This is a genomic window from Bacillus arachidis (genome assembly GCF_030285945.1).
GTDB classification, from domain to species: Bacteria; Bacillota; Bacilli; order Bacillales; family Bacillaceae_G; genus Bacillus_A; species Bacillus_A arachidis.
Genome location: NZ_CP127376.1, coordinates 3,276,737 through 3,299,248, shown reverse-complemented (window position 1 = coordinate 3,299,248; position 22,512 = coordinate 3,276,737). Strand labels below are relative to the sequence as shown.

The window sequence follows — 22,512 nt, the reverse complement described above, 5'->3', positions numbered from 1 at the left end:
AAATAATCGCTAATACTTTTTAAAGAAACGAGGAGGAAACGAGGAATGGAAATATTAAAAGTTAAAGCAACTTCGGTCCCTAACTCTGTAGCCGGTGCACTTGCTGGGGTTATCCGCGAACGCGGAACAGCAGAAATCCAAGCTATTGGCGCAGGTGCATTAAATCAAGCCGTGAAGGCAGTAGCAATTGCAAGAGGATTTGTAGCGCCTAGTGGTTTAGATTTAATTTGTATTCCGGCTTTTACAGACATTATGATTGATGGTGAAGAACGTACAGCAATAAAATTAATTGTAGAACCTCGTTAAGTTTAAACAACCTGTTTGCTTTTATGCAAACAGGTTGTTTTTATGAGGAAGGGGGATGAAAGTGAAAGTTTTTGATGCACATTGTGATGTATTATGGCAACTATGGAGTTCAAAAGGAAAGAAGGATTTTCAAAACGATCCCTCTTTACATATTACATTTGAACAACTGGAAAAAAGAAAAGGAAGCGTTCAATGCTTTGCGATATATGTCCCAGAAACAGTGCCATATGAACAACGTTTTGAAGCCGCGCTAGCTATGGTAGATATATTTTATAAGCAGGTATTATCGCTACCAAATATGAAATTGATTCAAACAAAAAAAGACATAGAGCAGTTAGGACCCAATGAAATTGGTGCCATTTTAACATTAGAGGGCGGCGAACCAATTGGAAAAGAAATGATGAAATTGCTCACGCTCTATCGCTTAGGAGTTCGATCTATGGGACTCACTTGGAATCATGCGAATTTATTAGCTGATGGAGCACTTGAAACGAGAGGAGCAGGACTTACTACGTTTGGTAAGAAGGTTGTAGAAGAACTGAATTCGTTTCGTTTATGGACAGATGTGTCTCACTTAAACGAAAAAGGTTTTTGGGATGTGATAGAAATTGCCCAATATCCAATTGCATCACATTCAAATTGTTATGAGCTTTGTCAACACCCGCGTAATTTGAAAAATGAACAAGTACAAGCACTTATTCAAAAAGATGGTGTAATTGGTGTAACTTTCGTTCCGGAGTTTTTAAGCAATCAAAGGCCTGCTTATATAGATGACATATTACGACATGTGGAGCATATTTGTTCACTTGGAGGAGAGCGTAATATAGGGTTTGGTTCGGATTTTGATGGTATTACAAAAATGGTTGTCGGTGTAGAGGCGTATCGACATTATGAATGTGTAATCAATGAACTGAGTAAGCGATACAGTGAAACAAATGTCAAAAGGTTTTTATATGATAATTTCATTAATCACATTCTTTTCTAGATGCTTATTTTATATTGTCTTTTAAATTTAAATTCAAATAGTTAGAAAAGTTAAAAAGTTTAATAAAAATCAGGCCAAATCATTGCATTTTTTTCATTGTAAGGCTAGAATTGTAGACGAATTAAGATTATGCAAAAGATTCAGGGAAGTCTGAAGAGGTATAATTTGCGTCCATTGTAGTTTCTTTGCACAAAAAGTGCTACACTATTACTGTAAAAAAATACACTACAATGAATGCAGCCAAAAGGGGTGTAGGAGATGATTAGTCAACTTTCATGGAAAGTTGGAGGACAACAAGGTGAAGGGATTGAAAGTACAGGAGAAATTTTCTGTATTGCATTAAACCGCTTAGGGTATTACCTATACGGTTACCGCCACTTTTCATCACGAATTAAAGGTGGTCATACAAATAATAAAATTCGCGTAAGTACAACTGAAGTACGTGCGATATCTGATGATTTAGATATTTTAATTGCATTTGATCAAGAAACAATTGACTTTAACTTCCACGAATTACGCCCGGGTGGAATTGTTGTTGCAGATGCAAAATTTAATCCAACTATACCAGAAAGTGCAGGTGTGAATTTATATGCAATACCTTTTACAGATATTGCCTCTGAATTAGGGACATCATTAATGAAAAACATGGTTGCCGTTGGAGCATCTAGTGCGGTATTAGGATTAGATGAAACTGTATATTTAGAAGTTGTTGAAGAAATTTTCGGTCGCAAGGGAGAGCAAGTCGTTCAGAAGAATATGGAAGCAATCAAACGCGGCTCTCAATATATGAAAGAATTACTTGGTGAAAAAGTAAATATGATGCAGCTTGAAAAAGCTGATGGTCAAAAACGTATGTTTATGATCGGTAACGATGCAATTGCATTTGGTGCAGTAGCTGGCGGTGCACGTTTTATGTCAGCATATCCAATTACACCTGCATCTGAAATTATGGAATACTTAATTAAAAAATTACCAAAAGTAGGCGGAACAGTCATCCAAACAGAGGATGAAATTGCCGCTTGTACAATGGCAATTGGTGCGAACTATGCTGGTGTACGTACATTAACAGCATCAGCAGGACCAGGTCTATCTTTAATGATGGAAGCAATTGGTTTAGCTGGTATTACAGAAACACCTCTTGTTATCATAGATACACAACGTGGTGGCCCAAGTACTGGTTTACCAACAAAACAAGAGCAGTCTGATTTAATGGCGATGATTTACGGTACACATGGGGAAATTCCAAAAATCGTAATGGCACCAAGTACTGTTGAAGAAGCGTTCTATGATATCGTAGAAGCGTTTAACTTAGCGGAAGAATACCAAGTTCCTGTGATTTTCTTAACAGATTTACAGCTTTCTTTAGGAAAGCAAACTGTAGAACCACTGAAGTTAGATAGAGTAGAAATTCGCCGCGGTAAGCTTGATTTACAAGCAGAGTTACCAGAGCGTGAAAATAAAGCTTACTTTAAACGTTACGAAGTGACAGAAGATGGTATTTCGCCACGCGTTTTACCTGGTATGAAAAATGGTATTCACCATGTGACAGGTGTAGAGCATGATGAAACTGGTAAACCTTCTGAATCATCACTAAATCGTAAAGCACAAATGGACAAACGTTTCCGTAAAATGGAGAATTTAAAGTTTAATACCCCTGTTTACAAAAATGCTAAGTATGATGACGCTGATGTATTGTTAGTTGGCTTTAACTCTACTCGTGGTGCAATTGAAGAAGCGATGGAGCGCTTAGAGCAAGAAGGATTAAAAGTAAATCATGCTCACGTTCGTTTAATTCATCCGTTCCCAACTGATGAAATTCTTCCACTTGTGAAGGGAGCAAAACGCGTTGTTGTAGTAGAAAACAATGCAACTGGTCAGCTTACTAACATTATGAAAATGAATCTTGGCAATGGTGAGAAAATTTCTAGTCTGTTAAAATATGACGGGAATCCATTCCTACCAAAAGAAATTTACAACGAATGCAAAAAAGGGGTTGTATTAAATGGCAACATTTAAGGACTTTCGTAACAGTGTAAAACCAAACTGGTGTCCAGGTTGCGGAGACTTCTCGGTGCAAGCTGCAATTCAACGTGCAGCAGCTAACGTTGGTTTAAACCCAGATGAATTAGCTGTTATTTCTGGAATTGGCTGTTCGGGTCGTATTTCGGGTTACATTAATTCATATGGCGTTCATAGTATTCATGGACGTGCACTGCCAATTGCACAAGGCGTGAAAATGGCAAACCGTGATTTAACAGTTATCGCATCTGGTGGTGACGGAGATGGCTTCGCAATCGGTATGGGACATACAATTCATTCGATTCGTCGTAACATTGACATTACTTACATCGTTATGGATAACCAAATTTACGGTTTAACAAAAGGTCAAACTTCACCACGTAGTGAAGCCGGCTTTAAAACGAAAAGTACACCGCAAGGTTCAATTGAACCAGCATTATCTGTAATGGAAATGGCATTAACAGCTGGTGCGACATTTGTGGCGCAAAGCTTTTCAAGTGACTTAAAAGAATTAACACAGCTTATCGAAGCTGGTATTCAGCATAAAGGGTTCTCTTTAATTAACGTATTCAGTCCATGTGTAACTTATAATAAAGTAAATACGTATGACTGGTTTAAAGAGAATTTAACAAAACTAAGTACAGTCGAAGGATACGATCCATCTAATCGTATGATTGCTATGCAAACATTAATGGAAAACAAAGGTTTAGTAACGGGTTTAATTTATCAAAATACAGAACAGCCTTCTTATCAAGAACTTGTAAAGGGATATAGTGAAAAACCTTTAGTGCAGGCTGATTTACAAATGGATCAAAAAATGTTTGATGAACTCGTTGCTGAGTTTATGTAATCGTAATAAAAAGCTGCTTAATGGCAGCTTTTTTATTCACCTATAAAATTCAGAATGTTAAAATAATAAGTGTATCGTCTTGTTAGATAAATGGGTTTGTGCGCTGAAGTAAGTGGGTATGGTATGGTCTCTTTGTTGTTAAATTTGGCTAAACATCTTATACTATGATAGTGTGTATAGGAATAAAGTAATATGTTTTTTAGGACAAAGTTAAAACAACAAAAAAGGGAATGTCTATTGGTGTCGGGAGGACTCCATTCTTACGGATGGTTAGATCGACTACTCGAGTTTCAAAGGGGCAAGCTATCTCTCAAACTATCCTAATCTTTAAGATGGGTCTAATTGTCATCAAAATGGACTACAGAGTGTGTAGAGTTAAGGTTGAAAGGAGATTACCCATGAACGAGCAACAACGATTAGCAAGTCAACAAGCCAATTCTTCTATGAAAAAAGGAGAAAAAGATTACAGTAAATACTTTGAAAGTGTATATCAGCCGCCTTCTTTAAAAGATGCGAAAAAGCGCGGCAAAGAAGAAGTTAAAATTGAACGTGATTTTGGTTTGCCAGAAGAGTTTCGTAACTTTGGTGCAGGAAGAAAGTTTTATATCCGTACTTATGGATGTCAAATGAATGAGCATGATACAGAAGTAATGGCTGGTATTTTTACAGCGCTTGGATATGAACCAACATTTTCGACAGAAGATGCAGATGTGATTCTATTAAATACTTGTGCTATTCGTGAAAACGCTGAGAATAAAGTATTTGGGGAACTTGGACATTTAAAACCATTAAAACAAAGAAATCCGGATCTTTTAATCGGTGTGTGTGGTTGTATGTCTCAAGAAGAATCCGTTGTAAACAAAATTATGCAAAAAAACCAGCATGTAGATATGGTATTTGGTACACATAATATTCACCGTTTACCGTACATTTTAAAGGATGCGATGTTCTCAAAAGCAACAGTTGTTGAAGTATGGTCTAAAGAAGGAGATGTAATTGAAAACCTTCCGAAAGTCCGTCGTGGTGATATTAAAGCATGGGTAAACATTATGTATGGATGCGACAAATTCTGTACATATTGCATCGTACCGTATACACGTGGCAAAGAACGTAGTCGCCGTCCAGAAGATATTATTAATGAAATTCGTCATTTAGCTGCAAATGGATATAAAGAAATTACGTTGCTTGGTCAGAACGTAAACGCATATGGTAAAGACTTTGAAGATTTAGAATATGGTCTTGGCGATTTAATGGATGAACTTCGTAAAATTGATATAGCACGTGTTCGCTTTACAACAAGTCACCCACGTGATTTTGATGATCACTTAATTGAAGTGCTTGGAAAAGGCGGTAATTTAGTTGAACATATCCACTTACCAGTGCAATCTGGAAGTACAGATATGCTAAAGATTATGGCACGTAAATATTCACGGGAACATTATTTAGAACTTGTACGTAAAATTAAAGAGGCGATTCCTGATGCCGTATTAACAACTGATATTATCGTTGGTTTCCCAAATGAAACAGACGAGCAATTTGAAGAAACGATGTCGTTATATCGCGAAGTAGGTTTTGACAGTGCATTTACATTTATTTATTCTCCACGTGAAGGTACACCTGCTGCAAAAATGAAGGATAATGTACCGATGGAAGTCAAAAAAGAGCGTTTACAACGTTTAAATGCACTAGTTAATGAATATTCTATAGAAAAGAATAAACGATATAAAGGTAAAATTGTTGAAGTATTAGTTGATGGAGAAAGTAAAAATAACCCTGATGTACTTGCAGGTTATACACGTACTAATAAGCTGGTAAACTTCGTAGCTCCAAAATCTGCAATTGGTCAACTTGTGAAAGTAAGAGTAACGGAAGCAAAAACTTGGTCTCTAAACGGGGAATTGGTTGAGGAGCCGATCGAGGTGAAATAATAGATGAAAGTTTATACAAAAGATGAAATTGTTGAGCAAGCAAAAGAATTGGCGAAAATGATTTCTGAAACAGAAGAAGTAGATTTCTTTAAACGCGCGGAAGCACAAATTCATAAAAATGAAAATGTCAAACGTGCAATAGATGAAATTAAAGTACTGCAAAAACAAGCAGTAAACCTGCAGCATTATGGGAAATGGGAAGCATTGAAAAAAGTAGAAGCGGAAATAGATGCTCTGCAAGATAAACTTGATAGCATTCCGGTTGTACAGGAATTTAAATCTTCACAAACATATGTAAATGATTTACTGCAGCTTGTAGCAAGTACCATTTCTAATAACGTAACAGATGAAATTTTAATTTCAACTGGTGGCAATGTGTTAAAAGGTGAAACAGGTGCTGAAGTAGAGAGTAAAAAAGGAAACTGTGGTTGTTAAGAGAGATGTCTTATGGACATCTTTTTTTGTTTTTATTCTACTCTATAGTCTTTTGTCAAAAAAAGAATGACACATTCCGCTATTGTCACGCATATGATTAAGTGAATATTGATTGAGGAGGGTTCCGAATGTCCGAATTTAGAGAGATTATTACAAAGGCAGTAGTAGGAAAAGGACGTAGGTATACAAAGTCAACGCATACATGTGAATCAAATCATGAACCGACGAGTATTCTCGGATGTTGGGTAATTAATCACACATATGAAGCAAGAAAGAATGGGAAGTCTGTAGAAATTGAAGGATACTACGATGTGAATACGTGGTATTCATTTAATGAAAACACAAAAACAGAAGTTGTAACAGAACGTGTTAGTTACACGGATGAAATCAATGTTGGATATCGTGACAAAAACTTTTCGGGTGAAGATTTAGAAATTATTACTCGTGTTATTCAACATCCTAATTGTTTAGAAGCAATCGTTTCACCAAATGGTAACAAAATTGTTGTAACTGTAGAGCGTGAATTTGTAACTGAAGTGGTCGGTGAAACAAAAATGTGTGTAAATGTAAATCCAGATGGATGTCCAGAGGCTGAGGATAATTTTGAAGTAGATGACGATGAATTTGAAGAGTTAGATCCAAACTTTATTGTAGATGCAGAAGAAGAATAATAGAAAGCTAGGGAGAAACTCTTCCTAGCTTTTTACATGATGTGAATGAACATGTTTCAAGATAAAAATGTGCTATAATGAAGAGAGACTCCCAAAAGAGGAGATGAGAGTGTCCGTGAAGTGCGGCATATAAATATATAGCACATTTTTATGAAGTATGGAGGAAACAAATGGCTCAGTATACCCCGATGATACAACAATATTTAAAGGTCAAGGCAGACTATCAAGATGCCTTTTTATTTTTTAGATTAGGTGATTTTTATGAAATGTTTTTTGAAGACGCGGTTAAAGCAGCACACGAGCTTGAAATCACATTAACGAGCCGAGATGGTGGGAGTAGTGATCGTATACCGATGTGTGGTGTACCGTATCATGCAGCAAAAAATTATATTGAACAGCTCGTTGAAAAAGGATATAAGGTTGCGGTTTGTGAACAAGTAGAAGATCCGAAAACAGCAAAAGGTGTTGTACGTCGTGAAGTTGTTCAATTGATTACGCCAGGAACGATGATGGAAGGGCGCACAATTGATGAGAAAGAAAACAACTTCTTAGCAGCGTTAACTCATTTTGAAGATGGTTCTTATGCACTAGCTTGTAATGATTTAACAACAGGACAAAATACGGTAACATTGTTAACAGGTTCTGTAGAAGATGTCTTGTTGGAAGTATACGCAACAGGTTCAAAAGAAATTGTTGTAGATTCTACATTTTCAAAAGATGAGCTAAATAAGTTGACAGAAACATTAAAGATGACAATCTCTTATGAAGATGAAACGAAAGTTCCTGAAGGATTAGAGCATCTTGTGAAAAATGTAACCCAAACGAAATTAGTTACAGCAGTAGGACGCTTATTAAATTATGTATTAAGAACACAAAAACGTTCATTAGATCATCTGCAGCCTGTAGATATTTATTATACAAATCAATTTATGAAAATTGATGTACATTCAAAGCGTAACTTAGAGTTAACAGAAACACTTCGAACAAAAGAAAAAATGGGCTCTTTATTATGGCTATTAGATAAAACAAAAACAGCGATGGGCGGTCGTATGTTAAAACAGTGGATGGAACGCCCGCTTATACAAAAAGAAAAGATTGAGGAACGTTTAGAAATGGTTGAAACGTTTGTGAATGACTATTTCTTACGTGAAGATTTAAAAGAAAAACTAAAAGAAGTGTATGATTTAGAGCGTTTAGCAGGGAAAGTTGCATATGGTAATGTAAATGCACGTGATTTACTGCAATTAAGACGTTCACTTCTGCAAGTGCCAGCTATTTTAGAGGCGATTAGTTTATTAGACAATTCTTATGCAGCAAGATTAATTCAAGGCGCTGATCCATGTGAAAGTCTAACAGAATTACTAGGCAGAAGTATTCAAGAAAATCCACCGCTTTCTATAAAAGACGGTGATATTATAAAAGATGGCTATAATGACCAGTTAGATCAATATCGCTATGTTAGTAAGAACGGAAAAACGTGGATTGCAGAACTTGAAAAACGTGAGCGTGATATTACAGGAATTAAATCATTAAAGATTGGTTATAACCGTATTTTCGGCTACTATATTGAAGTGACAAAGGCAAACCTCGCTTCGCTCCCAGAAGGGCGTTATGAACGCAAACAGACGCTTGCAAATGCGGAACGCTTTATTACAGATGAATTAAAAGAAAAAGAAACATTGATTTTAGAGGCAGAGGAAAAAATTGTACAGCTGGAATATGATTTGTTTACTTCACTACGTGAAGAAGTAAAAGTATTTATTCCGAAATTACAGCATCTAGCGAAAGTTATTAGTGAACTAGATGTACTGCAAAGCTTCGCGACAGTGAGTGAAGAAGAACAATTTGTAAAACCAGTTTTAACAGATAAGCGTGAAATCTTTATAAAAGATGGTCGCCATCCTGTTGTGGAAAAAGTATTGAACGGCAAATTGTATGTTCCGAATGATTGTGTGATGCCAGAAAATATGGATGTCTTTTTAATTACAGGTCCAAACATGTCTGGTAAGAGTACGTATATGCGTCAATTAGCACTTGTTACTGTTATGTCGCAAATCGGTTGTTTTGTACCAGCAACAGAAGCTGTATTACCAGTCTTCGATCAAATCTTTACGAGAATTGGTGCAGCAGATGATTTAATTTCAGGTCAAAGTACATTTATGGTTGAAATGTTAGAAGCGAAAAATGCAATTGCGAATGCATCAGAAAGAAGTTTAATTTTATTTGATGAAATTGGCCGTGGTACATCTACGTATGACGGTATGGCGCTTGCACAAGCAATTATTGAACATATTCATGATCAAATTGGTGCAAAGACGCTATTCTCGACACACTATCATGAATTAACAGTGTTAGAAGAAAGTTTAACACACCTTAAAAATGTACATGTTTCGGCTATTGAAGAAAACGGAAAAGTTGTCTTCTTGCATAAAATTCAAGACGGTGCAGCAGATAAAAGTTATGGTATTCATGTTGCACAACTTGCGGAGCTTCCAGATAGTTTAATTGCTCGTGCAAAAGAAGTATTAGCGCAGTTAGAAGGACAAGAGGAAATCATTATTCCGAAACGTGCAGAAGTCAAAATTCAAGAAGAAAAGGTACAAGAACCAGTTGTAATAAAAGAAGAGGTAGAGACACTACCAGAGAAGAACGAAGAAGCAGAATCACAGCTTTCGTTCTTTGCGGCAGAACAATCTCCTAAAAAACAAGAAAACCCTGTACTGGATCAAAAAGAAACGGCTGTCTTAACACAAATTAAAAAAATTGATTTACTTGATATGACGCCTCTAGAAGCATTAAATGAATTGTATCGTTTACAAAAAAAGTTAAAGAAAGGATGAGTAAGTAGATGGGGAAAATTCGCAAACTCGATGACCAACTCTCTAATTTAATTGCGGCAGGGGAAGTAGTCGAACGCCCTGCTTCAGTTGTAAAAGAACTTGTCGAAAATTCCATCGATGCGAATAGTACATCTATTGAAATCCACTTAGAAGAAGCTGGATTATCGAAAATTCGCATCATTGATAATGGAGATGGCATTGTTGAGGAAGATTGTATTGTTGCCTTTGAACGACATGCAACAAGCAAAATTAAAGATGAAAATGATCTGTTTCGTATCAGAACGCTTGGCTTCCGCGGTGAGGCATTACCAAGTATCGCATCTGTTAGTGAATTAGAGTTAATCACAAGCACAGGAGATGCACCAGGTACACATCTTATTATTAAAGGTGGAGACATTATAAAGCAGGAAAAAACAGCGAGCCGTAAAGGGACAGATATTACGGTTCAAAACCTGTTTTTTAACACACCAGCGCGCCTTAAATATATGAAAACAATTCATACAGAGCTTGGGAATATTACAGACATTGTATATCGTATTGCGATGTCCCATCCAGGAGTATCTTTGAAATTGTTTCATAATGAGAAGAAGCTGTTACACACTTCTGGGAATGGTGATGTAAGACAAGTACTTGCAGCCATTTACAGTATTCAAGTTGCGAAAAAATTGATTCCAATTGAAGCAGAATCATTAGATTTTACGATTCGTGGTTATGTAACGCTACCTGAAGTAACGAGAGCATCTCGTAACTATATGTCAACGATTGTAAATGGTCGTTACGTTCGGAATTATGTATTAATGAAAGCTATTCAGCAAGGGTATCACACATTGCTTCCAGTTGGCCGCTATCCAATTGGTTTCTTATCAATCGAGATGGACCCAATGTTAGTAGATGTTAACGTTCATCCAGCTAAGTTAGAAGTACGCTTCAGTAAAGAACAGGAGTTACTGCAACTCATTGAAAAAACATTGCAAGACGCGTTTAAAAAAGTGCAGCTCATTCCAGATGCTGGTGTTACAACGAAGAAAAAAGAAAAAGATGAAAGTGTACAAGAGCAATTTCATTTTGAACATACAAAACCAAAAGAACCACCAATGCCTAATATCGTCTTACCAACTGGGATGGATGAGAAGCAAGAAGTAAGTACAATAAAACAAACGCCAGCGCCGCAACTTTGGCAACAGCCGAAGCAAGAATGGCAGCCACCACAATCACTTGTAAGAGAAGAAAGTTGGCAACCAACTTCTAAATCGCTAATTGAAGAAAAGGTTCAAGAAGAACAAGAATGGGATAGCAGTGAAGAAGACTTTGAATTAGAGGAATTAGAAGAAGAGATTCAAGAGGTCGAAGAGATTAAAATGAACGGAAACGATTTACCACCGCTTTATCCAATTGGACAAATGCACGGAACTTATATTTTCGCTCAAAATGATAAAGGGTTATATATGATTGACCAACATGCGGCGCAAGAGCGAATCAATTATGAGTATTTCCGTGATAAAGTAGGTCAAGTTGGGCAAGAAGTACAGGAGTTACTTGTACCATATCGTATTGATTTATCCCTTACTGAATTCCTACGTGTCGAAGAACAATTAGAAGAATTGAAAAAGGTAGGATTGTTCCTAGAGCAATTCGGCCACCAATCCTTTATTGTTCGTTCGCATCCAACGTGGTTCCCGAAAGGTCAGGAAACAGAAATCATAGACGAAATGATGCAGCAAGTCGTAAAGCTAAAAAAAGTTGATATAAAAAAACTGCGTGAAGAAGCAGCCATTATGATGAGCTGTAAAGCATCGATTAAAGCAAATCAATATTTAACGAACGATCAAATTTTTGCTTTGCTAGAAGAATTGCGCACAACAACAAATCCTTACACATGTCCACATGGTAGACCAATCCTTGTACATCATTCGACGTATGAACTGGAAAAGATGTTTAAACGGGTGATGTAGGATAGGTGTGTTGAGGGAAATTACCTTTACTGCAATGAAAATAAGTAGTGAATAGGAAAGATGGAATGGACATGCAATAATAGATTTTTTTGTCTGTTATTTCGAGGGAATATTAGGTGAAGAAAAAGAAGTGATAAAATAAATCGCTTCTTTTTTGTTTGTTGCGATGTTTATTTTTACAATAAGGGTACTATTGATAGGAAGATGATGTATAGGAAGTATGTGTGAAGCTCATCTATACATTCATAAACGGTTTTAAAGGAAAATAAATAACCTGAGTCCGATATTGTATCAGGCTCAGGTTATTTAGAGATGTGTTTTTCCATTAAAGGCTTCTGTCTACAAACTGTATTTCCCGCTGCAATTTTATAAATGAACGGTACATTCCAATTCTCCAAGAGACGATCATCGCAAAAGCGAGTAAGAAGAACATACCGCTTAATTGTCCTAAATCAATTGATTGACTTAAATATTCTTTCATACCGAGGCGGACAGCTAGTAAACCAACTAAAATAAAGATAAATGCTTTAGAAGGTATTAAATAGATGTCTTTTCCGCGAATTTCAAATTTTGATGTTTTAATAAGAAAAATAGAGAAAAATAAACCAACAATAACTGCTTCGAGAATTTCAGATGATGTTAAGCGAAATTCTGGTAAGAAGTACATGCATGCTCCCGTACTCATAAAAATTGGAGGGAGTACAATTTTTTTAAGTGTTACAGGTTTCTTTGCTGATTTTAAGCGAAGAAACATCATTCCAACAGCCATACACAGAGCAATGATACTTGATAAAACAGCTAAGCTCATGTTTGACCTCCTTTTATCCTTTGAACGATTTTTTTAATAGAATCATAAACCAAACGAGAGCGGCACCAATGATCGTATGAGACATTCCCGCAATATGACTTAACCCTTTAAAATCAGCCCCATTGAGTTGAAGGAGTCCGCGGGCCGCCATTGAACCAACTGTTAAAACTAATCCTAAATTATAGAGGATAAACCACATGTTAAAACTTTTTTCTTTATAGAATGCAAATGATTTTGATAGGGCAAAGGCGAGTAAGAAGAATAAAAATCCAAGAACTAGCACATGTGTGTGCAACTTGTATAACGATGTAGTACCTTGAATTCCTTGCGCTTTTGAATATTCTCTCGCAAATACACCTGATAATAAACCGATAATTAAATAAGTGAATGCTGCATTGTATAACTTTTTCATCATATACCTCCTAGGTAGTATTAGCAATGTTTATTTTTGGATAGTAGGCTGCGATTATTAGTGGTTTGTCATTCCGTATATAAGGCCAGAAATATATGGGATTAGCCAAATGAACCAGACGATAATACTTAGCTTGTGGAATGTTGTCATCATTTTTGTATCTTTTTTGATTAACACAATTGTTGCCCAAACAGCATGGAATAACATCAGTAAAATGGCTGCTAGACCTGTGATTCCGTGGAAACTGAATAGGGATCCTGCTTCTGCCATCTTTTCCATTAAAGTCGTTCCGAGTGTATCACATACGAGTCCGAGCCAAAAAATGACGACATGCCAAGGTTTTAATGTCTTTTGGAATTTTTCACTCCATACGCCAATTGTATAAAAAATGAGTGCAGCTGTAATACATGTAATAGCAGATGCCAACACGTTCATCATTCCTTTCTAACTGTCATGTTCCTTATATAAAATATGTTACATGAGAATTATGAATAGAATATGAACGCAATATTACATATGAAGTTTGGTGAATTATTATATTGGGATTCAATTGTGATGTAAACAAAAAATTAAAATGTGCTGTTAATGAAAAAAAACTTTCTTATCTCCTATTTGACTAGGGATAAGAAAGTTTTTTAGACTACTGTTATTGTACATGTTTTCTTACACTTCGTTTTCTCGTAGTAATTTTCCATCGCGAAGTGTTAAAATTCGATCACATACATCAAGCATTTTTTCATCGTGTGTAATCATAATCGCTGCTTTTTTATTTTTCTTAACTTCAACTTTCATTCGTTCAACTACTTCTCTAGCACGTTTTGAGTCAAGACTAGCAGTAGGTTCATCAGCTAAAATTAAATCTGGATTATTCATAAATGCACGAGCAATGGCTACCCGCTGTTTTTCCCCACCTGAAAGTTGGTTTGGATAATGATTCATTCGATGTGATAATCCAAAAGTGTTCAGTAATTGTTCTGCCAATTTACCAGCTTCTTTTTTATCTTCTCCCTTTAACTTAGCGATATATAAGAGTTGCTCTTTCACTGTTAAGAAAGGTACGAGGTTTGCAAATTGAAATATAAATCCAATTTTTCTTAAACGAATATCGGTCATTTCTTTTTCTGATAAACTTGTTATGTTTTGACCAGAAACATAGATATTTCCTTTTGAAGGAGATAAAAGTGCCCCTGCAATGGAAAGCAATGTACTTTTTCCTGAACCAGATGGACCAACAATACCGATAAACTCGCCTTCTTTTACATCTAATGTAATTGGGTGCAGAGCAGTTACTTCTGTATCTCCATCGCCATATACTTTACTTACTTGATCCAACTTTAATAATGACGATGAGTTATCCCATTTTAATTCTGTTACCATTACATGCCACCTCCGATTGCTTCTAATGCATCTACTTTCAATACTTGATATAGAGAAATTAGTGTACCCAGTATACTAATTAAGATAAAGACACCTATATATTGCAAGATTGTTGTTGTTGTTAATAAGAACGGCATACTAGCTGGTAGAATAGCTTCTACAGCAAAGATTAGGCCAATGCCGATGATAAGAGCAACGCCAGTTAAGAATATAGATTGTACAACTAAAGTTTTTGCTAAATATGAGTTTTTTGTTCCGATTGCTTTTAATACACCTAATTGATGTGTTTTTTGTAATGTAATGACATAGAAGAAAACACCAATTAACAATGCTGAAATTGCAAGTAAAAACCCAATAATCATCGTTAATGTTCCTTGTTCTTCTTTATAACCTGGAATACTTTGTAATACTTCTTTTTTATCAATAACTTTTGCATTATCGATTTTTTTATCAGTATTTAGAGCAATTACACTGTAATCTTTTTGATGTGGAAGTGCAATAGCATCCCATGCATTTTCATTCATATGAACAACAGGTGAATGACTAAACATTTGATTTTGCGAGAATCCGACAACTTTGAAAGTCTTTTTAGAAATAGGTTCTACTAGCTCATCTCCAAGTTTGATCCCTTTTTGCTTGATAGATTCATCAACAACAACTTCATTGTTTTCTAACGTACCGTTTTTTCCTTCAATAACTTTTGGGGCAATGAATGAATCTTGTTTACTTGAGAAAATGGCAACATCAACTTTATTTGAGTTTCCTTCTTTTTCAAATGTCGCCACTTTAATATGCATCGGAATAGCATCTTTTGCATCAACCTGTGCTAATACTTTATCTACATCTTCTTTCTTGATTTGGGAGCGTAATAATTTACCATCTACATCATCTGATACTATAAACTTGTCTGCTTTCATTTCGATAAAAGAAGAAGCATTAGCATGTGATAAACCATTTGCTAGACCTGATATAATAAGTACAAGAAATGATAATAACATCATGATTGTACCAATTAATCCGTATCGTAATTTCGATTGTTTTAATTCTTTAAGTGCTAAAAACATTAGGTTCGTTCCTCCTTGTTTTGTTCTATGTTCTTATCATAAAGAGGAAATATGAACGGAATATGAACAACAGGTTACAAAAGAAGAGTTTACAATTTATATATAAATACAAACTGAAGTAACGACATCCCCCCTTTTTTTAGGTGAGCAAGAGCATCTGGCCACGCATAGAAGCGGTCAGAGAGAAAGCTTTTTATTCTACATAGCAACGACTTATATGTTGAAATAATTAAAATGGATTTATATAGTTCCTTCTTGTTGTTTCGGAAGGTAAATAGAGAAGGTCGTTCCTTTTCCAAGCTCACTATCAACTGTTATTGCTCCTTCATGAAGGTCAATCACTTTTTTTACAATAGAAAGACCTAATCCGCTGCCATTTACTTTTCTATTTCGGGCAGTATCAACTTTATGAAATCGATCAAATATTTTTTTTACTTCATTCTCGGGTATACCAATACCCATATCAGTAATCGAAATATGCCATTCTGTGTCTAGCTCTTCCGCTTCAAATGAAATTGTCCCAGCACTTTCTGTAAATTTAATACTATTGGTAAACAAGTTGGTCCATACTTGATAGAGCAAGTTTTCATCTCCGTAAATTTGCATGTTAGGAACATCCATTTCAACTGCAAGATCTTTTGTTCTCCATTCCCACTCAAGCATAAAAATAATATCCCTTATTTGCTTTCCTAGATTAAAAGGCTGTTTAAGTAAAGTAAGATCTTGTTTATCAAGTGAAGCTAGCATTAATAATTGTTTACATAAACTGGACAATCGGCGACTTTCTGATTCAATGATTTCTAAGTAATGTTTCTGTTCCGCTCCCGTTAAATCATTTGTTTGTAATGTCTTGGAAAATCCCTGAATAGATGAGAGGGGAGACTGAAATTCATGTGAAACATTCGAAACAAATTCTTGTCGCATCCGATCTACATTCTGCAATTTTTGGGCCATCTTGCGAAAGCTAGTTGCAAGTGTACCAAGTTCGTCTTTGCGATTTTCTGGTAGTGCTAAATCATAGTTACCACTTGCAACCTCTTTTGTCGCATATGTAAATCTTTGAATAGGGCGAACGACAAAGCGTGTAGCTACCGCGATACAAATTAGACTAATTATAATAATCAGTCCTAATAAAACAGCATAGAAAATACGTAATTCTCCAAATTGATGTTGAATATCCGGACGAATAAATAGCGCATAAACCTTACCATTGTTTTCGATAGGAATCCCAATACTATTTAAAAGTGTATTATCAAAAAAGCCAGTAGCAAATAAACGATTCGGGTACGTTGCAATTCCATTGTATATATTTCCTTTTAATACATGTTCAAGTGTCTCTTCGCTAATATTCATTTTCTTGAAATTATCACTGTACCGCTTGCCTTGTTTTTTATCGTCTACTAGGTAGACTTCAAAGCCAAGGTTAGAAATAGACTGTAAATAATCATCTTTATTTTGTTCTGTATTTTTCTCATATAAATATTTTACTTCTTGTGCATATTTTAAAATTTTCTCGCTGTTATATGGCTTTAAATAAACATGATAATATACATTTGTAAGTAAAAATGCCAATATACTACTAACCAGCATAATAAAAACTGATATGATAACAAATCTAGAATATAACGAGCGCATATTTTTTCACCTCTAATTTATCGTTCTATTTTTTGAAAGTAAGTCCTCCGTATCAAGATTTTGAGAAAACACAGAAGATAGGAGGGAGTTGACTGCTGGCATGTGACTGAACAGTAGGGGATAAGGGGAAAAATCCAACTGATGGAAGTTTCACTTTATAAAAATGATGGCTACAAATGATATAAGAGATTGAAAAATCCAACAAAGTCAAAAATGTAATAAGTATAAGTGTTCCTCCTTTCACTTTTGTAGAATAAGAAATGTTTATGAACAGAAGATGAACATGTTATTACAATTAAGTTTTTTAGTTCATTTGTAATGTGAATGATATGATTTTTTGGGGGTTGTAGTTTTGTTTTAAATTACCAATATAGTTATTATTTTCTAATAATTTGTATATAATAATTTTTCAAAAAATAATTGTGTTTCTCAGAAAGATAAATTATTATAAAATAAGTAATTTTGTAATTTTATGATGAAAGGAAGATGGGTTTATTTTTCTGATTATTGCGAATGATCGAAGGGGAGTAAAAGGATTTTAGGGGCAGCTTTTCAGAGAGAGAAAAAAAGTGACGCTTGCTTATTATTTTTTACTTAATAGGAATTGTAGTATTGTATCTCACTTATGAATAGTGGATGAGGAGGAAATCGAGTGGCAAATAAAGAACTAAAAAGGGGATTAGAAGCGCGTCACATTCAAATGATTGCCTTAGGTGGCACAATTGGTGTTGGTTTATTTATGGGGTCGGCCAGCACGATTCAATGGACAGGCCCATCAGTAATGCTTGCTTATGCGATTGCCGGAATTTTTATATTTTTTATTATGCGTGCGATGGGAGAAATGTTGTATGTAGAGCCGGGAACAGGTTCATTTGCGACATTTGGCCATAAGTATATACATCCATTAGCAGGGTATATGACGGCGTGGAGTAACTGGTTTCAGTGGGTAATTGTTGGAATGTCAGAAATTATAGCGGTTGGGGCATACATGCAGTACTGGTTCCCAGATCTACCTGCTTGGGTGCCAGGTATCATAACAATGGTGATTCTTGGTGCGGCGAATTTAATTTCTGTTAAATCATTTGGTGAGTTTGAATTTTGGTTTGCAATGATTAAAATCGTTACCATTATGTTAATGATTATTGCAGGGTTTGGACTTATTTTCTTCGGATTGGGTAACGGAGGGAATGCAATTGGGTTATCTAATCTTTGGGAAAATGGCGGCTTCTTTACAGGTGGCTGGTCAGGATTCTTCTTTGCTTTATCACTAGTGGTTGGGGCTTATCAAGGTGTCGAATTAATTGGGATTACAGCTGGCGAAGCAAAAGATCCGAAAAAAACGTTAACAAAAGCAATTCAAAGTACGATTTGGCGTATTTTAATCTTCTATATTGGTGCAATTTTTGTTATTGTAACTGTTTATCCTTGGGATCAACTAAATTCAATTGGTAGCCCGTTTGTGGCAACTTTTGCGAAAGTTGGGATTACAGCAGCAGCTGGATTGATTAACTTTGTCGTAATCACAGCTGCAATGTCTGGCTGTAACAGTGGTATTTACAGTGCAGGACGTATGCTTTATACATTAGGGGTGAATGGACAAGCGCCAAAATACTTTGCGAAAATTTCCCGTAACGGTGTACCTTTATTTGGTACGGTTGGTGTGTTAATTGGTTTAGCAGTTGGCGTTGTTTTAAGTTATATTGCACCAAAAAACTTATTCGTGTATGTATACAGCGCAAGTGTACTTCCTGGTATGGTTCCGTGGTTTGTCATCCTGATTAGTCAAATTCGATTTAGAAAAGCAAAAGGAGCTGAAATGGAAAATCATCCGTTCAAAATGCCTTTTGCGCCTGTTACAAATTATTTAACGATTGCCTTTTTAATTATGGTATTAATCGGTATGTGGTTCAATGAAGATACACGAATTTCACTTATTGTAGGTATCGTTTTCCTAGCAATCGTTGTCATTAGTTTTTATGCTTTTGGAATAGGAAAACGTGTTCCAGTTGATGTTCAGACAGAGAATGAAGTTATTAACCGTTAATTCGCGTCGTTTGGTAAGCATTGCTCTTATTAATGACATTAAAAATTTTTGATATAGGAATAAAAGCTTAAATGTATTTGAGAGCTCATATCAAGCAAACAACCGATGAGAAAGACTCATTAGGTTGTTTGCTTTTTTGTATTGTTTTTTAATTTTTTAGTGATAGCAATTACTGAGAAATACCAGTTTTCACTTGTAAAGTGGATGAGCAAAAAATTGTAGAAGTGGATGGTCCTTCTTGAATAAACATCCCTTATTATAATAGAGAAAGGTAGTATGCTTTAAGGATCTTGGTTATGTTCTCATCCAAAAATATAAAATTTTTTAAGTTGAACGGTTCGATTTTCTGTTCAAATAGACTGGTTTTAGAGGAGAGAAAGCCAATGGAATTTGCAATTTCATTAGTTATTATTATTGTAATTGTATCACTTTTAGGAACGATGTTAGTTGCAAGAAACGCGGAGCATCATTACGGTCAGTCCACGAAGCAGAATGTGACGAACTTGTCTGCTATTTATATCGTCCTAGTTTTAAGTCTTCTCTTAGGAGTTACTTGGTATGCGGTTACTGTTTTGTAGTCTTTCCATTTTCGATAAGTAGGTAGCCTAAATGAAATGGAATGTGTATTTTTACAAAGATTGAGAGCCATCATTCTTTAACCTAAAGAAGCTCTATTCCTATAATAGTGGGCATTCAATTTGTATATATGTATAGTTACCACTATTCACATTGTAGAATGAGTAAATATATTCATAGTTGGGAATGAACAGGGAAAACTATGCTAAATTCAAACAGGGAAATACTTAGTGTATAACTCAAAAAGGTTAACATCTTAATTCTAATTCAATCGATAATAAGACTGCTGATAAGGGAGGGAATTAGAACGAACAGTAATCTCGCAGGTTAATTAATAATATGTAATTTTCTATATTGTAATATCGTCATTTCGTTTTTAACCATCGATAAAAATTCCATATGAAGAACAGGAAAAGCATATACCCAAACAAGGAATACGAATGATGCCAGTTCTTACTATGGGTGAATAATCCTACATTTTCGGCAATCTGCTCTGATATATTTGCGCAAACACCTATTGAAACAATAAATAGAATTCTTGAAAATGGAGATAATTTCTTTGCTATGAGCAAGAATAAAGCAGTAAAGGCTGGCAATATCAATAATGTAAAAGCTACATTAATTGTAAATGTATTTGGGAATGGCCTGACTGGGAATGTGTACATTTGTTTGCTAACAAATAGAAAGTCTAAATATGTTCCGATGAAACAAGAAAGAATTATCGTGATTACAAACGGTAGATAATTACTTTTCAGTTTCTTCATCTCGGAGAAGGATGTTTTTTTTCGTAAGAATTGCAAGTTCAATTTTTTCAAGTGTTTTGCAATAGTTATCCTCGATCTTTCCATTTATATTTTCTCCCTTTTCAATGAAATAGTCTACGATATGCCAATCTTCAAACCAGTCTCCTTTCTCGGCATCTTCATGATCTAAATCTTTCCATGCATATATTAATTGAGGACTGTATAAACGATTTGCACCTTTTCTGAGTTGACATTTTTTTGTTCTTCGTTTATAAAATTCCCGAGAAAATGATTCATTTACATCAGAAAATAAATGGGGCCAGTAGTCTTTTCGTGAAGCAGTATGCGGATGATCATGAGCCCAATTTATTACTTTTGATAAGGTTTTCTCATTACGAAACAATAATGAGTACAAACGTTTGCCTAGTAAAATCCGTTCATGTAAGGAGGTGAAGTGTTTCATTGTATCACCAAATAGCGATGTTTTTTGTTTGGTCTCATCCTCATAGTATGGAAAAAGGATATGATTAAAATGGAAGAAATCAAAGAATTGAAAGCCAACGCTATTTAGTACGGTCTTTTTAAAGTGGTCATTTTGAATGACTCTTTTTTCTAAATAGCTTTGTTCGTTAATAATCATTGCTATAGTTAATGTATAGCGATTGTCCGTTTTCCAAAAATGGTTCCACATCGTTTCCATAAACGTTGAGACATTGAGATAGGGAAGAAGGTAAAAGAGAGTTTTAGATCTATTGAGACTTTGTTCATATAGTAAAAATTGTGGATACACATCTTGGAAGATTAACCAGTTTCCCCGCTCTAAAAAAGAGAAATAGGTAAGTTGATCTTTTTCCGATAATAGTTTTGTGTATAAATCTCCTTTTAAATCTGTCATATTCCAACCACCATTACGCGATACCATATGTCCAAGGAGAGCCCAGTGTATCTCAGGATGACGAAGGTAAAACTGATAATAAGCGCGTGTTCTCGTCACATTATTTTTGTTTAGTTGTGTTGTTCGCTCTTTAATTTCACGAATTAGTATTTTCTCTTCTTTTGTTAATTTACATGTTTTAATAGGAATTTGTTTGAGTTTACTTTTTTTCTTCAGCTCATTTTTTACTTCTAAAAGAGAAAGTGGGATTGCTTTGGAAGGACCGTTCCATTTTCTTTCTCGATCGTTTTTATACATACCAGTTCCTCCCATTAACATGGATTTAAAAAGTAGTTTGATAGAATGGTTATTACTATTTTATTACGCAAAGTATAAATTAATGTGTAGTACTCTGTATTTCAAGTAATTTGCATTTTATATATTCGCTTATCTTCGTACTAATGGGGGATGTAATGAACATTGAATTCACTTATATTAAAAATATGAATGTAAAGAGATTTTATAGGGAGAGAAAAGTATGAAGAACTGGGGCAAGTTTAGAATTGCGCGGCCGACAGATAAATTTGAAGAAGTTATTGCATTTTATGAAGAAGGTTTAGGTTTAAAACGTATCGGTGAGTTTCATAATCATGAAGGATATGATGGGGTTATGTTTGGATTACCTGATCTAGAATATCATTTAGAATTTACGAGGCATATAAATGGTAGCCCATGTCCAGCTCCAACAAAAGACAATTTACTTGTATTCTATATACCGGATAAAGGTGAAATTGAAAAAGTAAATAATAGGTTACGTGCAATGGGGCACTATGAAGTTGAACCAGAAAATCCATACTGGAAAGAAAAGGGGATTACGATAGAAGATCCTGATGGATGGAGAATTGTACTTATGCATATAGAGAAATAAAAGTAGTTGTTTGTTCCAAGTTTCCGTTAATAATAATCTAAATATAATAGGAGTCTACTTTGATG

Annotated in this window: 20 protein-coding genes; 12 read left to right on the top strand and 8 right to left on the bottom strand. The window is 35.2% G+C overall.

Going from position 1 to position 22,512, the window contains the following annotated elements:
- Positions 1 to 45 precede the first annotated feature (45 nt).
- The 9 genes from spoVS (at position 46) to mutL (ending at position 11,986) form a co-directional block, all read left to right on the top strand.
- Positions 46 to 306, top strand: a complete 261-nt coding sequence (spoVS, locus tag QRY57_RS18540) for a stage V sporulation protein SpoVS (RefSeq protein WP_000404341.1) — start codon at positions 46 to 48, stop codon at positions 304 to 306.
- Between the two features lie 61 nt (positions 307 to 367).
- Positions 368 to 1,291, top strand: a complete 924-nt coding sequence (locus QRY57_RS18535; protein ID WP_286015837.1) for a dipeptidase — start codon at positions 368 to 370, stop codon at positions 1,289 to 1,291.
- Positions 1,292 to 1,549: 258 nt separating this feature from the next.
- A complete protein-coding gene (locus tag QRY57_RS18530; RefSeq protein WP_286015836.1) occupies positions 1,550 to 3,307 on the top strand; it encodes a 2-oxoacid:acceptor oxidoreductase subunit alpha in 1,758 nt (585 codons plus the stop codon).
- Positions 3,294 to 4,160: a 2-oxoacid:ferredoxin oxidoreductase subunit beta gene (locus QRY57_RS18525; RefSeq protein WP_018764680.1), complete on the top strand. Its 867-nt coding sequence runs from the start codon at positions 3,294 to 3,296 to the stop codon at positions 4,158 to 4,160. The genes QRY57_RS18530 and QRY57_RS18525 overlap by 14 nt, the downstream gene beginning before the upstream one ends.
- A gap of 398 nt (positions 4,161 to 4,558) precedes the next feature.
- Positions 4,559 to 6,088, top strand: coding sequence for a tRNA (N6-isopentenyl adenosine(37)-C2)-methylthiotransferase MiaB (gene miaB / locus QRY57_RS18520; protein ID WP_026590390.1), 1,530 nt, complete (start codon positions 4,559 to 4,561; stop codon positions 6,086 to 6,088).
- A 3-nt stretch (positions 6,089 to 6,091) separates the two neighbouring features.
- Positions 6,092 to 6,523 (top strand): YlbF/YmcA family competence regulator, encoded by a 432-nt coding sequence (locus tag QRY57_RS18515; RefSeq protein ID WP_208017147.1) that lies wholly within the window; start codon positions 6,092 to 6,094, stop codon positions 6,521 to 6,523.
- Positions 6,524 to 6,651: 128 nt separating this feature from the next.
- Positions 6,652 to 7,194 (top strand): outer spore coat protein CotE, encoded by a 543-nt coding sequence (cotE, locus tag QRY57_RS18510; protein WP_026590392.1) that lies wholly within the window; start codon positions 6,652 to 6,654, stop codon positions 7,192 to 7,194.
- Between the two features lie 170 nt (positions 7,195 to 7,364).
- Entirely contained in the window at positions 7,365 to 10,034 is a 2,670-nt protein-coding gene (mutS, locus tag QRY57_RS18505) for a DNA mismatch repair protein MutS (RefSeq protein WP_208017148.1), read from the top strand.
- An 8-nt stretch (positions 10,035 to 10,042) separates the two neighbouring features.
- Positions 10,043 to 11,986, top strand: a complete 1,944-nt coding sequence (gene mutL / locus QRY57_RS18500; RefSeq protein WP_286015835.1) for a DNA mismatch repair endonuclease MutL — start codon at positions 10,043 to 10,045, stop codon at positions 11,984 to 11,986.
- A gap of 325 nt (positions 11,987 to 12,311) precedes the next feature.
- On the opposite strand, the gene QRY57_RS18495 is transcribed toward mutL, so the two are convergent.
- The 6 genes from QRY57_RS18495 to QRY57_RS18470 form a co-directional block, all read right to left on the bottom strand.
- Positions 12,312 to 12,794 (bottom strand): CcdC family protein, encoded by a 483-nt coding sequence (locus tag QRY57_RS18495; protein ID WP_090687051.1) that lies wholly within the window; start codon positions 12,792 to 12,794, stop codon positions 12,312 to 12,314.
- Between the two features lie 13 nt (positions 12,795 to 12,807).
- Positions 12,808 to 13,206 (bottom strand): DUF2871 domain-containing protein, encoded by a 399-nt coding sequence (locus QRY57_RS18490; RefSeq protein ID WP_208017177.1) that lies wholly within the window; start codon positions 13,204 to 13,206, stop codon positions 12,808 to 12,810.
- Between the two features lie 57 nt (positions 13,207 to 13,263).
- Complete coding sequence (locus QRY57_RS18485; RefSeq protein WP_090687047.1) at positions 13,264 to 13,635, bottom strand: HsmA family protein; 372 nt, start codon at positions 13,633 to 13,635, stop codon at positions 13,264 to 13,266.
- A gap of 234 nt (positions 13,636 to 13,869) precedes the next feature.
- Positions 13,870 to 14,583, bottom strand: a complete 714-nt coding sequence (locus QRY57_RS18480; protein ID WP_208017151.1) for an ABC transporter ATP-binding protein — start codon at positions 14,581 to 14,583, stop codon at positions 13,870 to 13,872.
- A complete protein-coding gene (locus QRY57_RS18475) occupies positions 14,583 to 15,647 on the bottom strand; it encodes an ABC transporter permease (RefSeq protein WP_208017152.1) in 1,065 nt (354 codons plus the stop codon). Before QRY57_RS18475 ends, QRY57_RS18480 begins: the two co-directional genes overlap by 1 nt.
- Before the next feature lie 240 nt (positions 15,648 to 15,887).
- Complete coding sequence (locus QRY57_RS18470; protein WP_286015834.1) at positions 15,888 to 17,282, bottom strand: sensor histidine kinase; 1,395 nt, start codon at positions 17,280 to 17,282, stop codon at positions 15,888 to 15,890.
- Positions 17,283 to 17,934: 652 nt separating this feature from the next.
- Between QRY57_RS18470 and QRY57_RS18465 the strand changes: the two genes are divergently transcribed.
- A complete protein-coding gene (locus tag QRY57_RS18465; protein ID WP_026590401.1) occupies positions 17,935 to 19,326 on the top strand; it encodes an amino acid permease in 1,392 nt (463 codons plus the stop codon).
- 383 nt (positions 19,327 to 19,709) lie between these two features.
- Positions 19,710 to 19,904 carry a hypothetical protein gene (locus QRY57_RS18460; protein WP_286015833.1) on the top strand — a complete coding sequence of 65 codons (195 nt, stop codon included), beginning with the start codon at positions 19,710 to 19,712 and terminating at the stop codon, positions 19,902 to 19,904.
- A 363-nt stretch (positions 19,905 to 20,267) separates the two neighbouring features.
- Here QRY57_RS18460 and QRY57_RS18455 read toward each other — a convergent pair whose 3' ends face one another.
- Together QRY57_RS18455 and QRY57_RS18450 are read right to left on the bottom strand one after the other, a co-directional pair.
- Complete coding sequence (locus QRY57_RS18455; protein ID WP_231503890.1) at positions 20,268 to 20,750, bottom strand: CBO0543 family protein; 483 nt, start codon at positions 20,748 to 20,750, stop codon at positions 20,268 to 20,270.
- Positions 20,647 to 21,837 (bottom strand): DUF2515 domain-containing protein, encoded by a 1,191-nt coding sequence (locus QRY57_RS18450; RefSeq protein WP_286015832.1) that lies wholly within the window; start codon positions 21,835 to 21,837, stop codon positions 20,647 to 20,649. Before QRY57_RS18450 ends, QRY57_RS18455 begins: the two co-directional genes overlap by 104 nt.
- A 220-nt stretch (positions 21,838 to 22,057) precedes the next feature.
- On the opposite strand from QRY57_RS18450, the gene QRY57_RS18445 reads away from it, so the two are divergent.
- Complete coding sequence (locus tag QRY57_RS18445) at positions 22,058 to 22,447, top strand: VOC family protein (RefSeq protein ID WP_286015831.1); 390 nt, start codon at positions 22,058 to 22,060, stop codon at positions 22,445 to 22,447.
- Positions 22,448 to 22,512 lie beyond the last annotated feature (65 nt).